Origin of the sequence: Mesorhizobium silamurunense (genome assembly GCF_014843825.1) — a bacterium.
GTDB lineage: Bacteria > Pseudomonadota > Alphaproteobacteria > Rhizobiales > Rhizobiaceae > Mesorhizobium > Mesorhizobium silamurunense.
This window is the reverse complement of sequence record NZ_JHQR01000047.1, coordinates 1-13324: the sequence shown is the minus strand read 5'-3', so window position 1 is coordinate 13324 and position 13324 is coordinate 1. Positions and strand designations below refer to the sequence as shown.

Below are 13324 nucleotides of genomic sequence, written 5' to 3'. Positions count from 1 at the left end.
GCTAACTTCCGATTTTTGCGCATTTTCGCATGCGCCGAGTCTGAAACAAGCGCAATAGCGTCCTTCCGGCTCACTGTCGATTGCTTTGTGGCCTGATTTTGGTAGTGAGGGCGCTGCCTTATGTCGCCTGGAGAAACCGACCCCATGACCCCTGGAATCCGTCCGCTCGTCGCCGGCAACTGGAAAATGAACGGTACCAGCGCCTCGCTCAACGAGCTGAGGATGATCGGCAACGGCTTCATGAGCGGGCTCGATGCGGAGACGGAAGCATTGGTCTGCGTGCCCGCGACCTTGCTTCACCAAGCCGCCGAGATCCTTTCGCGCACGCCGGTTCGCGCCGGCGGCGAGGATTGCCATCCCAAGGAGAGCGGCGCCTATACGGGTGAGATTTCGGCCGAGATGCTGAAGGATGCCGGCGCCAGCCACGTCATCGTCGGCCATTCCGAGCGCCGCGAGCAATGCGGTGACGACGACGCGATCGTCAACGCCAAGGCGTCGGCGGCCTGGCGGGCAGGGCTGGTGGCGATCATCTGCATCGGCGAGACGCGCGCCGAACGCGAGGCGGGCGCGACGCTCGATGTCCTGTCGCGCCAGCTCAACGGTTCCGTGCCTCCGAGCGCCACCGCCGCCAACACCATCATCGCCTATGAGCCCGTCTGGGCGATCGGCACCGGCCTGACGCCGACCGCCGCCGACGTCGCCGAGGCCCACGCGCATATCCGCGGCAAGCTCATCGCGCTGCTCGGCGATGCCGCGGCCAAGATGCGCATTCTCTATGGCGGTTCGGTCAAGCCGTCCAATGCGGTGGAACTGCTTGGCGTCGAGAATGTCGACGGCGCGCTGGTCGGCGGCGCAAGCCTGAAGGCGGCCGACTTCCTCGCCATTGCGGAAGCCTATATGAACATCTCCTAGCCGCAAGCACGCGCCAGAGAGGCAGGGGACGCGGGCCCAAATCGTTGCAATGGCCGGATTGCTCCCCATATTCCCGGCCACGGGCTTGGAAATGCCGTCAAAGCATTGTAAGGAGCCGCCTCCAAATCACCGGTCGTATGCGCGGCCGAGCACGGCCTCGCCAGGATAAATTATGGAAACCGTACTGATCGTCGTTCACCTCATGGTCGTGCTCGCCCTTGTCGGCGTGGTGCTGCTGCAGCGCTCCGAAGGCGGTGGTCTCGGCATCGGCGGCGGTTCCGGTTTCATGACGGCGCGGGGTGCCGCCAATGCGCTTACCCGCGCAACGGCAATCCTGGCCGCGGCGTTCTTCGTGACTTCGCTCGCCCTGTCCATCATCGCCCGATACGGCGAGAAGCCGATCGACATTCTCGATCGCACGCCGGCCTCGACCACCAACAATGCCGGCAAGGGTGTGCTCAACCAACTGCCGGGCTCGAACGGTCCGGTGGGCAGCTCGCAGCCGGCGGCCCCGTCAGGCGGCACGACGACCACGACGCCGCTGTCGAATGGCGGCACCACTACGGCTCCGGCCACTGCTCCCGCCACGCCGGCGCCGGCGAATCCGACCACGCCGCCGGCCACGAACGGCGTTACCTTGCCGGTCACTCCGCAGGTTCCGAACCAGTAGCCGGGCAAGCATTGCTGCCGCGATCTGTTGTTCTTTGAACACAGTCGCGGCAAATGCTGCTTGATCACGAAGATTCAACCAAGCGTAGCGCGTCGCTCAGCTTGAGGGCGCGCTGGCTAATCGACTATAGATTGCGCGCGGCACTTTTCGGCGTCCTTGGGGGACGCCGGGCGACGCCGTGGGCAACAAGCATTGAACGATCGGATCTTCGCCATGCAGCTTCGCAGCTTCATCCTTTTGGGATTCTGTGCCGTATTCGGCATGGGTTCCGCGGCCCTTGCCTCGCCGGCAAACCTGGCCGCTTCGCCGTCGGTAGAAAAGACCGACGCCATCCCCGTCGCCGCCAAGAGCGACGCATCGCAGCTAAGGCTTCTCAAGAAGAAGAAAAACCCGACTTCAGAGGACCTCGCGCAGATCAGCAAGCTCGAGGCCAAGATCGCGGCCGACAAGGAAGCCGCCAAGGCCAAGGCGCTCGAAGCCCGCAAGCTGGCGATGCGCGAGGCGGCCAAGGCCAAGGCGGATGCGGCGCGTCAGGAATGGCTTGCCAAGAAAGGGTCGGCAGCATCAATGGAAGTGGCCGATGCCATGCCGGTGAAGAAGACCGTGCGGATCATCGCACCGCTCGAGCCCTTGGCGCCGATCGCACCGATCCAAGCCGACGAACCGATCCCGGCCGAGGCGATGAACGTCACGGCCACGGGCAACAATGGTGAGCTGCGCAGCGAGCAGCCTGGCCAGAGGCAGACGAGCAGCGGCGGCCTGTTCGCTGGCCTGTTCGGCGGGCAGTCCGTGTCCTCGATCAGCTATCTTCCCGAGACCCGTGCGCTCGATTCGGCGCTCGCCAAGAAGGATGCCAAGCGGCCGTTCAAGGTGAGGCCGGAATTCGTTCCGCAGGACGTCACGTTCACCGGCTATGAGCCGGGCACCATTGTGATCGATACCAGTGCCCGCCGCCTCTACCTCGTCGAGTCGTTTTCCACTGCACGCCGCTATGCCATCGCGGTCGGCCGCGAAGGCCTGCAGTTCAAGGGCACGGTGGCCGTCGGCGACAAGCAGGAATGGCCGCGCTGGATCCCGACGCTCGACATGCAGAAGCGCGAGCCGAAGCACTATGGCCAATACAAGGACGGCATGCCCGGCGGCGGCGAGAACCCGCTCGGCGCGCGCGCCATCTACCTCTATGACGGCAAGAAGGACACGCATCTGCGCATCCACGGCACGATCGCGCCGCAGTCTATCGGAACCAGCGCCTCCAACGGCTGCTTCCGCATGATCAACGAGCACGTCATGGACCTCTACAGCCGCGTCAAGATCGGCACCAAGGTCGTGATCATCTGACGCGTTGAGATAAACTGCCGAAAGGGCCGGCACCGCCGGCCCTTTTGTTTTGAGTCTTTGTTTTGAAGCTTATCGCCCAAGACCGCTGCGCATTTTGGGCGACTTGCGTCAGTGAAATGCCCGTCACGGGTACCGAGGCCATTTTGGGAAAAAGCCTTCGCGGCGGTTTTTTCTCTGGCGGAATCAATCAGGCCGCGTTAAGCGATGACTCCCATGGCGCGATATGTATTCATCACAGGCGGCGTGGTTTCCTCACTCGGAAAAGGCATCGCCGCAGCAGCTCTTGGGGCTCTCCTGCAGGCGCGAGGCTATCGCGCGCGAATCAAAAAGCTCGATCCCTATCTCAATGTCGACCCCGGAACGATGTCGCCCTACCAGCATGGCGAAGTGTTCGTGACCGATGACGGGGCCGAGACCGATCTCGATCTCGGCCACTATGAGCGCTTCACCGGCCGCTCGGCCAACCAGCAGGACAACATCACCACCGGCCGCATCTACAAGAACATCATCGAGCGCGAGCGGCGCGGCGATTACCTCGGCGCCACCGTGCAGGTGATCCCGCACGTCACCGACGAGATCAAGCATTTCGTCCTCGACGGCAATGACGACTACGATTTTGTCCTGTGCGAGATCGGCGGCACGGTCGGCGACATCGAAGCGATGCCGTTCCTGGAAGCGATTCGCCAGCTCGGCAACGACCTGCCGCGCAACAACGCCGTCTATGTGCATCTGACGCTGATGCCCTACATTCCGACCGCCGGCGAGTTGAAGACCAAGCCGACCCAGCATTCGGTCAAGGAATTGCGCGGCATCGGCATTGCGCCCGACATTCTTCTGGTGCGCGCCGATCGGCCGATCCCCGAGGAAGAGCGTCGAAAGCTCTCGCTGTTCTGCAACGTGCGCGAAAGCGCCGTCATCCAGGCACTTGACGTGCCGCACATCTATGACGTGCCGATGGCCTACCACAAGGAGGGGCTGGATTCGGAAGTGCTCGCCGCCTTCGGCATCGACCCGGCGCCGAAGCCGCGCATGGAGCCCTGGCAGGCGCTCTCCAGCCGTATCCACAATCCGGAAGGCGAGGTGACGATTGCCGTCGTGGGCAAATACACCGGCCTCAAGGATGCTTATAAATCGTTGATCGAGGCGCTCTCGCATGGCGGCCTCGCCAACCGCGTCAAGGTGAAGCTCGACTGGATCGAGAGCGAGATCTTCGAGAAGGAAGATCCCGCACCCTGGCTTGAAAAGGTGCACGGCATCCTCGTTCCCGGCGGTTTCGGCGAGCGCGGTTCGGAAGGCAAGATCCTGGCCGCGAAATTCGCGCGCGAGCGCAAGGTGCCTTATTTCGGCATCTGCTTCGGCATGCAGATGGCCTGCATCGAGGCGGCGCGGTCGCTCGCCGGCGTCGAGCATGCGTCGTCGACCGAGTTCGGCCCGACCGAGGAGCCCGTCGTCGGCCTGATGACCGAGTGGCTGAAGGGCAACATGCTGGAGAAGCGCAGAGCGAGCGGCGACCTCGGCGGCACGATGCGGCTCGGCGCCTACCAGGCCGATCTCGCCAAGGGTTCGAAGATCGCCGAGATCTACGGCGATACGCAGATCTCCGAGCGCCACCGGCATCGCTACGAGGTCAATATCGACTACACTACAAGCAGCGGCTGGAGGATTGCGGGCTGGTGTTTGCCGGCATGTCGCCGGACGGAGTGCTGCCGGAGACGGTGGAATATCCCGACCATCCCTGGTTCATCGGCGTGCAGTACCCCCCGGAACTGAAGAGCCGGCCGCTCGAGCCGCATCCGCTGTTCGCAAGCTTCATTTCGGCGGCGGTGGAACAGTCGCGGCTTGTGTGAGCGATCAGGCTTGGGCCGGTCATGAAAACCTATGTCGCGCTGCTCTACAGCATCATCCTGGGCGAGCGGCGGCGGGTCGTCATGGCCGACCTCAAGGCGATGGCCGAAGGCATCGGCCTCAAGAACGTCCGCACGCTGGTGGCGACGGGCAATCTGGTCTTCGAGGCGCGGACGGTCAAAATTCCCGATCTCGAGCGACGGCTGGAGATGGCCTTCGAAGAGACTTTCGGCCGTCATGTCGACATTGTCGTGCGCGGCGCCGAAGACTGGCTGAAGCTCGCAGCCGGCAATCCGTTCCCCGCCGAATCCGTGGACACCGCCGACCAGGTGGCAGTACGTGTCATGCGCAGCCCGGCGCCGGTCGAGGCCGTTGCGGCGCTGCATTCCTATGCCGCCGAGGATGAAAAGGTGGCTTCGGTCGACGGCGATATCTGGCTTGTCTTTTCGCGCGAGCGGCCAAGTTCGCGGCTGCTTGCAGCCGCCAGTCACAAGCGCATGGGCATAGGCACCTCGCGCAACTGGAATACGGTGCGCAGGCTGGCCGAGATGGTAGGCAGTGGGCAGTAGGCAGTAGGGGTGCGTTCCCTATTGCCTAACGCCTACTGCCTCATTTTCAAGCCTTTGCCGTCCGGACGCCTGCGCCCAGCGCCATGGTGCGCAGCACGTAATAGACGGCACCCGCGATCGCTACGCCGAAGAACCAGCCATAGACGCCCCACCAGGACGGCAGCCAGTTGGTGAAGTTGGGCAGGATCGAGGAGAAGATCGCGCCGATGCCGGCGGCGATGAAGGCGTTGACGTGCCAGCCGCCCTGGTAGCGGAACTCGCCGTCCTCAAGGTAGAGCGCGTTGACGTCGACCTCACCCTTCCGGATGAGATAGTAGTCGACCATCATCACGCCGAAGATCGGCCCCATCGTCGCGCCGATGATGTTGACGAAGGAGGCTGCGCTGCCTTCCCAGGGCGCGAAGGGATACAGCACGAGTGCAATCAACGCTGCGATATAGCCGCCCTTCTTGAAGTCGATCTGGCGCGGGAAGACGTTGGAGAAGTCGAAGGCCGGCGAGACGAAGTTCGCCACGACGTTGATTCCGAGCGTCGCCACAGCGAAGGTCAGCGCCGCGAGAGCCGCCAGGAACCAGCTGTCGAACTTGGCCGAGATCTGGTCGGGATGCAGCAGCACCTCGTGATAGACGTCGTAGGCGGCGATCGTGGTGACGCCGGCGACCAGCGAGAACAGGATGAGGTTGACGGGCAGGCCCCAGATGTTGCCCTTGCGCAGCGCCGCATTGTCCGGCGCGTAGCGGGCGAAGTCGCAGAAGTTGAGGTAGAGAGCCGAGAAATAGGTCACCCAGATCGCCGCCACCGCGAACAGGGCCGTCCACGATCCCGGTTGACCCGGCACGCCGGCATCCTTGGTCTTGTCGAGCAGCACGTCCATCGGAATATCGCTGGTGAAGGCGAAAGTGCCCGACTTGACGCAGAGATAGATCGCCAGGATGAGCATCATCACCCACACGGCGGGGCCGGCCCAATCCTGGAAGCGGCGCACCGTTTCCATGCCTTTCTGGATGATCAAAAGCTGCAGCGCCCAGATGACGACGAAGCAGATCACTTCCAGGGTGGAATGGCCGAGAAGATGCGAGCTCTTGTTGAGCTCGTCGAACCACTGCAGCCGGGTCAGCAGCGCCACGATCGCGCCCGATGCGGCGGCTGTCTGCGCGCCGTACCAGAAGCAGGCGACGACGGCGCGCACCAGCGCCGGGATGTTGGCGCCCCAGATGCCGAAGGAGGCGCGCGCAAGCACGGGGTAGGGCACGCCGGTCTTCACGCCGGCATAGCCGACCAGGTTCATCAACGCGTAGATGATCAGCGAGCCGATGCCGATGGCGATGATGAAGTTGACGAAGCCGCCGCAGAACAGGAACAGACTGGCGGCGAGATAGTAGCCCCAGAGGCTGTGGACGTCGGAGGTCCAGACGTTGAAGATCGAAAACGGTCCCCAGTTCCTGACCGTTGCCGGAGCCAGATCCTCGTTGTAGAGGCCGGGCGATGCGCCTTGTATGGTCGATGCGCCTTGTATGGTCATTGCAAGTGTTCCCCTTTTGCAAAACGCGCCCTCACGCGTTAACCGTCGAGGTTAAGCCTGACGCAGGGGAACCGGCAAGCAACCCATTTGCCGGCTTTCGCCTTAAAGACATTCAATGAGAATCATCGTTGTCGCCGGTTCCGAGTCGGCATCGTAGCTTGAGTCGGCCGACCTTTTGCTGCAGAGTCCGCACAGCGGGCCGCCGGTTCCAGACTTTTTCGACCAGCAACCAAATTCGTTTGGAACCAAACCCCTGGACATGCGTTTAATGCGGTTCGGCCGCGTTGCGGTCGACCGGGAGGATAACGATGGATCGCTTGCATTTCTTTACCCCAGTGCGGATCGCGCGTGGGCAGGGATACCCCTTGGAGGAAGTCGACAGCGTCTCCGAAGCGATGGTGTTCCTGCGGAAATGGCCGGCCGGCCGGCGCGGACCGGTTTACCAGTGTGCCTTGAATTGCTGCTCGGCTGCGATGGCGGGCAAGATGTCGGCCGAGGAAGCGAGAAAAGCCTTTGTCGGCTTTGCCCGCATCACCCGGATTCTCGACGACGACATGGCGCTGCCTCTGGGCGGCGCGTCGACGGACAATGTCTACGCCTTGAGGCGGTAGCGCTACCCGGATCCTCTGGCTGCTCCTGACGGAAGCCGGACCCTTGAGTTGATGGAGCGCCGGCCCCCAGTGGCCGACGCCGAGTGGCGGTGCGCGTCAGCGCTGCCGCGTCTCTAATTTTCCCTGAAGGTACGCGTGAGCGAAGCCTCGACCGGCGCCAGCATGTAGTCGAGCAAAGTGTGCTCGCCGGTCAGGATCATGGCGCAGAGACTCAGAGACGACTGATCGTTGCTCGGGCTGACGTTACAGGTGCGCTATCTCACGGACCGATTCACCAGGGAACTTGGCTGCAGCCCGCGGGCAGCACCTTCCCTGTTTGAGCAAGAGGAACTCGGGCCAGCCCCATTTTCATAGGACAGATCCGTGCAAGAGAACTCTGCGTCCCTGAGCTCCAGCAATGGCGAGTTGAATCGCCGGCCTGTCAGCCGGACGTCAACAGCGTCAAGAACGAGGCGCCAAGTGCGTGTGCTGTGAACCGTTGTCAGCGACCGCTCGCTCCAGAAAACGTCGGTTCGCGTTAGCTTCGTGACTCAGGGTTCGCGGATGCTTTCGTCGAGACCACGCAGGAGCGGATAGAGGAAATATGACAAGATCGTGCGGTTACCCACCTTGATCTCCGCGGATACCGCCATGCCGGGGATCAAGCGAAAACTGCTCGGCACATCACGCAGGTCGGTCGCGGTCAACTCCACCCGTGCCTTGTAGTAAGGACGCTGCTGCCCACCATTCTTCGGATCCGGCGTGAAGGTGTCGTCCGAGACGGTTCGAACCTTACCGGACAGGGTACCGTGCTTCTGGAAGGGCCACGCCTCGAGTTTCAGGCGAACTTCACTGCCGGGCTCGACGTGGCCGACATCGAGCCCCTCGACAGACACTTCTGCCTCTAACGGAGAGCCCAGAGGAACGAGGGTGTAGAGCGGCTCTGCTTCTTTCAAGACCGAGCCAACAGAGCGCTGCGCCACTTCGAGCACGATCGCGTCGGCGGGTGCGGTTAGCACCGTGACAGCCTTCCGCCGCACCGCCTTGTCGAGTTCTCTGGCCGCGGCATCGTGTTCGCGGCGCGCTTGGACCAGGTCCTCAGCGGTCTTCTGGCGGAACTCTGCGAGGTAAGCCGCTTCCTCGGCCTTCAAGCGCTCCACATTCTCCTCGAGCTCAGCCATGTTATTGCCCGCAAGCAGAAATTCCTGCTCGACCTGCAGCCGCTGACCTTTGGCAGAGAGATAGTCGATCTTCGAGCCGACCTCCCTCTTCACCAGAACGTCCCGCATCGTCTCGAGATCCTTTGCCACGCCAAGGCGAACCTCCAATGCCTCGCGATCGGCGCTCTTGGTCGCCATCTGGGCTTGAACATTACGGATCTGCCGATCGTAAGAGGCCAGCTTTGCCTTGTTCTCCTCGATCCTTCGGATCCATATCGTCGACTGCAGGCGCGTTTCGTCATCCAGGTTTTGGGGCTTGTACGGCCGGTCGTCGAGCTCGGACTCGAGCCGCCCGATTTGCGCGGCGAGGCTCGCGACCTTTCCCCGCAATTGATCGGCATCGGCTTCACTGAAAGTCGCGTCGAGGGTCGCCAATGCGTCGCCTTTGCGCACGATGTCGCCCACCTTGGCGTCGATGCTGCGCACGGTCGAGATCTCGAGCGGCTGCACCACAATCATCGAGGCCGTCGTCACCAGCTTGCCCCGTGCGACCACGATCTGGTCGACCTTGGCCACCGACGCCCAAATGCCTGCGACCATGATAACCGCGACAAGTACGTACAGCGTGGCCCCCACGACCCAGGGCGGACGCCGCTCGTCGATCTTGCGGGCATCGCTTTGAAAGTCTCTCACCGCTGGAAGGAGCGTGCTCATCGGGCAAGATGCCTGTTCTGCTGGTTCCATAGCTGTCGGTAAGTCATGCAGCGGGACAGAAGTTCGCCATGCTTCCCGTGATCGACGATCCGGCCGCGATCGAGCATGACAATGGCGTCCGCTGCGACGAGCGAGGACAGACGGTGCGAAACCATGACCACGGTTCGCCCCTCGGCAATGCGGGCAAGGTTTGCCTGGACGATCGCCTCGCTCTCGGGATCAAGCGCGGAGGTCGCCTCGTCCAGGATGAGGATGCGCGGTTGGCGCAGCAAGGCACGAGCGATCGACAGGCGCTGCTGCTGGCCGCCCGACAGGTTGGTGCCGCCCTCCTCGAGCAAGGTGTCGTAGCCCTGCGGCAGAAGCTTGATGAACTCGTCGGCGCCCGCCATCGTCGCGGCGTGGACGATCTCCTCCAGGGTCGCATCTGGCCTGGTCGCCCCGATGTTCTCGCGCACGGTGCCGCGGAACAGAAAGCACTGCTGCATCACGACGCCGACGTTGCTGCGCAGATGCGGGAGGTCGAGCTCGCGAATTTCATGACCGTCGATCCGCACCGAGCCGTGCTGGATCGGGTACGTGCCGCGCATCAGCCGCGTCAATGTCGACTTGCCCGAGCCGCTCCGCCCGACGATGCCGAAAACCGAACCGACCGGGATGGTCAGCGACACGTCGTTCAGGGCCGGTGGAGCGCTTTCGCTGTAGCGGAAGATCACATGCTCGAACTCGACAGTGCCCGCGATCGGCGGGCGCAGGCCGCGCACATTCGGTGGCCGCTCCGGACTGCGGTTCATGATGTTGCCGAGCATTCGCACCGAGAGCCCGGCCTCCTGGTAGCCTTGCACCAGACCGACGATCTGTGAGAGCGGCGTGGTGACCCGGCCCGACAGCATGTTGAACGCGATCAGCGCGCCCACCGTCATCTGGTTGTCGAAGACCAGCAGGGCGCCGAAGCCGACAACCGCAACCGTCAGCAGCTTTTCGAGAAGCCCGATCACCGCCTGCGCCGAGGTCGAAATCCGCCCGACGTCGAACCGCGACTCGGCGGCCTGGGCGCAGAGCGCGTCCCAGTCGCGCTGGCGCAAGGGCTCGGTCGCCAACCCCTTGACCGTTTCCATGCCGTGGATGGTCTCGACGAGATAGGCCTGACGCTGCCCTTCGGCCTCGTAAAGGACGCGCAACTTGCGGCGGTAGAGCGGGATCAGCCCGCCGATCACACAAGCGGTGAGGGCGGAAAAGCCGAGCACCATTGTGGCGAGGCGGCCGCTGTAGAGGAACAGCAGCGGCACGATGACCAGCAGCGAGGTGGCGTCGAGCAACGTCAGGAAGAGGCGGCCGGTCAGAAACTCCCGGATCTTCTCGACCTGCTGCATGTGCTTGGTGATGACGCCGGCCGAGGCGCGCTCGAAGAAGTCGATCGGCAACGACAGCAGACGCGCGAAGGTGCGGATCGAGGTGCGCACATCGATCCGCGCCGAGGCGTAGACCAGCAGGATGCGCCGCAGATAGTTGAAAATCGCGTCGAACAGGACTGCGGCGCTGACCCCGATGGCGAGCACAGCGAGCGTCGTATAGGCTTGGTGCACGAGCACCTTGTCGACCGTGATCTGGATGAAGATCGGCAGGGCAAGCGCCAGCACCTGCAGCGCGACCGCCGCCACCGCGATGTCCCGGAACATCGCGCCGTTGCGGACGACTTCCGGGAGGAACCAGGTAAAGCCGAAGGGCCGGCTCTCATCCCCCAGCGCGAAGGTGCGGCGCAGCAGCAGGAGCTCGCCGGTCCACTTCCTGCAGAACGTCGCCTGGTCGAGGGGCAATATCGCGAGGCGGTCAGCAAGGGGGTCGAGGATCCCGACCTTATTCTCGTTGAATCCGAGCAGGACGACGCTGTTGCCGTTTGTCAGCCGGGCGATCACCGGATAGGCGTCGCCGAGGCGTTGCAGGTCCTTCCAGCCGACCTTCAATTTGCGGCTGCGCATGCCGCTGCTGCGGGCGATCCTCGGCAGCAGCCGGGTGATGTCGTCGTCGGGCCTCAGCGCAAAGTCGTGCTTGATGCGCTCGGGGGAAAGATCGATGCCGTAATGCCGCCCGATGGCGACAAGGCACTGCAGCGCTGTTTCGACCGGAGATCCTTCCACGTTGCCGCGCAGATAACTCGCAGTGTCACCCTTGACGGCGCGGAGCGTGGAGGAGCGCGTTCGGGTCATCCAGATCAGGACGAGCCATACGAACACCGTACACAGCAGGAACTGACCCGGGGGGCTCGGCCTGTGGAGCCACTCGGCGACCAGCCCGCGCCCGGCGGCGTCGAGAGTGGCGAGCGCATCGGACAACCAGCGATTCAGTTCGCCGTAGAGATCGTTCATGGCTCTCGCTCCGCGGCGTGCCGGCTGGTCGGCGCGTGGCCGGGCGCCGTGACGCTAACGGGCCTCGGCGTGCTCCCGCTTCCGCAGCGCCATGACAAGCGGAGAGGGGCTCTGTTCGGCATGAGGCACTGACGCATTTCGGCTATTGCTCGTCGCTGAAATTTGGCGATTTCGGCAACCGCAGCGCCGTTGCCGCGGGCGTTGCCGCAGCAGGCCATGCCGGCTGCGGCATCAGCCGCACCACCGTCGCTCCAGCCTCTCCCGTTTCCTCTCCGACCGGCGGGGGAGACGTGGGCTGGGAGCCCGGCTCGGCTCCCTGCGACCGCATCACGCCCGCCTTCTCGAGCTGTTCGCGCATGCCGTTCTGCGTCTGCAGCATTTGAGAGAAGGCCTGCAGGCTGGTAATCAGCCGCTGCGTAACGCGCGGCTCGGAGCCCGACAGCGACACCAGCTCGATGCGGATCATGCCGTGCTTGAGCGAGATCTCGCCAAACGCGTCGACAAAGGTTTCGGGCACTACGTCCATTTACCTACCCCAAAAAAGGCGGCCGGGCTTTCGGCCCGGCCGCTGCGCATGCGCGTTAAGCGACCTGGATCGAGAACGGGTCGCTCTTGGTATCATTATCGCCATCGGCGATGGTTGCCGTGAAGTTCATGTTGAGCGGCTCCGGGTTGAACGTGTTGGAAATATTGAACTCGATCACCGGGACCTTCACGGTGCCCGAACCCATGAAGAGCTGGACCGCGTCCAAGTCGTTCTTTTGGTCGATGGAGGGGATGACGAAGCTCACTTGCCCGCCGGCTTCTGAAGTGAGAGTCGTCACCTTGGTAATCGCGCCCACGGTGATCGAGTTGTCGGGGTTGCGGGTGTAGGTCCTGTAGAAGAGGCCCTCGGTCGAGGGGTCGTAGCCGCCGACCGAATTGTCGATGAAGATCTTCATGCTGCTGACCAGGAAAGCCGTCGGGTCAACGACGAAGCTTTCGTCGTAGGCACCTCCCTTTGTCGTCTGGCCGTCGACGCCGCCAAGGGCGTTACCCTCGAAGTTGTTGTTGGCCACCCCGATGCCCGAGGTGCTGACATTCATCGCCGCCGGGTCGATATAGGACGGCAGGGGGTTGGTCTGAATTTGGGCTTCGGTCTTGTCGAGATTGGCTTCGATAGGGCCTGTCGCCGTAGTGGCCTTGACGGCCGAGAACACAATTGCCCGGTTTCCGATCGTCAGCGTCTGCACCGGATCCGGTCCGCCCGCACCGAGGCTTCCGTTCGCGGTCGAAATCGTCGTTATCGACCCGGGCGGGGTTGTCAGCTGGATGTTGTAGGTGCCGGACCCCGGATCGACCGCATCGAACGTCAGCTTGAACGCCACCGGCTGAGGGTTGACGACGCCGTCGTTAGTGAAGTCGTCGGTGATCGTCCCGTTGAAGACATAGTTCCCGTCCGCATTGGTTGTCGTCAGTGTCCCGAGCGAGGTATTGACGGTTACAGTGGAGTTAGCGTCGATTGTGTAGTCGTTGAAGGTCACGTTCAGCGACTTGAACCCGTCCGCGCCAGGAGCGTCGGACCAAGTGCTGCTCCCGCCTGCGGCGTAGGTCCCGTTCAAGATGTCGTCGACCGTGATTGTCGGCCCGTCATCGTCGAAC

At 63.2% G+C, this 13324-nt stretch carries 10 protein-coding genes and 1 pseudogene; 6 read left to right on the top strand and 5 right to left on the bottom strand.

Annotation, left to right across the window (positions count from 1 at the left end; genetic code table 11):
• The first annotated feature begins 144 nt into the window (after positions 1 to 144).
• The 5 genes and pseudogenes from tpiA (at position 145) to DH10_RS04760 (ending at position 5334) form a co-directional block, all read left to right on the top strand.
• Positions 145 to 912 carry a triose-phosphate isomerase gene (tpiA, locus tag DH10_RS04780; RefSeq protein WP_192245176.1) on the top strand — a complete coding sequence of 256 codons (768 nt, stop codon included), beginning with the start codon at positions 145 to 147 and terminating at the stop codon, positions 910 to 912.
• 172 nt (positions 913 to 1084) lie between these two features.
• A complete protein-coding gene (gene secG / locus DH10_RS04775) occupies positions 1085 to 1582 on the top strand; it encodes a preprotein translocase subunit SecG (RefSeq protein WP_192245175.1) in 498 nt (165 codons plus the stop codon).
• Between the two features lie 213 nt (positions 1583 to 1795).
• Positions 1796 to 2920, top strand: a complete 1125-nt coding sequence (locus DH10_RS04770; protein WP_192384363.1) for a L,D-transpeptidase — start codon at positions 1796 to 1798, stop codon at positions 2918 to 2920.
• Between the two features lie 213 nt (positions 2921 to 3133).
• Positions 3134 to 4767, top strand: a pseudogene (gene pyrG, locus DH10_RS04765) (CTP synthase).
• A gap of 21 nt (positions 4768 to 4788) precedes the next feature.
• Positions 4789 to 5334 carry a DUF1697 domain-containing protein gene (locus DH10_RS04760; protein WP_192384318.1) on the top strand — a complete coding sequence of 182 codons (546 nt, stop codon included), beginning with the start codon at positions 4789 to 4791 and terminating at the stop codon, positions 5332 to 5334.
• Positions 5335 to 5380: 46 nt separating this feature from the next.
• Here the strand turns inward: DH10_RS04760 and DH10_RS04755 are convergent, their stop codons facing one another.
• A complete protein-coding gene (locus tag DH10_RS04755) occupies positions 5381 to 6856 on the bottom strand; it encodes an NCS1 family nucleobase:cation symporter-1 (RefSeq protein ID WP_192384316.1) in 1476 nt (491 codons plus the stop codon).
• A gap of 308 nt (positions 6857 to 7164) precedes the next feature.
• Between DH10_RS04755 and DH10_RS04750 the strand changes: the two genes are divergently transcribed.
• Positions 7165 to 7467 (top strand): DUF982 domain-containing protein, encoded by a 303-nt coding sequence (locus DH10_RS04750; protein WP_192384314.1) that lies wholly within the window; start codon positions 7165 to 7167, stop codon positions 7465 to 7467.
• 530 nt (positions 7468 to 7997) lie between these two features.
• Here DH10_RS04750 and DH10_RS04745 read toward each other — a convergent pair.
• The 4 genes from DH10_RS04745 to DH10_RS04730 all read right to left on the bottom strand — a co-directional run.
• On the bottom strand, positions 7998 to 9320 hold the full coding sequence (locus DH10_RS04745) for an HlyD family type I secretion periplasmic adaptor subunit (protein ID WP_192384312.1): 1323 nt from the start codon (positions 9318 to 9320) through the stop codon (positions 7998 to 8000).
• Positions 9317 to 11683: a peptidase domain-containing ABC transporter gene (locus DH10_RS04740; protein WP_246811487.1), complete on the bottom strand. Its 2367-nt coding sequence runs from the start codon at positions 11681 to 11683 to the stop codon at positions 9317 to 9319. Before DH10_RS04740 ends, DH10_RS04745 begins: the two co-directional genes overlap by 4 nt.
• A gap of 142 nt (positions 11684 to 11825) precedes the next feature.
• Positions 11826 to 12209: a hypothetical protein gene (locus DH10_RS04735; RefSeq protein WP_192384310.1), complete on the bottom strand. Its 384-nt coding sequence runs from the start codon at positions 12207 to 12209 to the stop codon at positions 11826 to 11828.
• 55 nt (positions 12210 to 12264) lie between these two features.
• On the bottom strand, positions 12265 to 13324 hold a 1060-nt coding region (locus DH10_RS04730; protein ID WP_210327755.1), incomplete at its 5' end, for a hypothetical protein.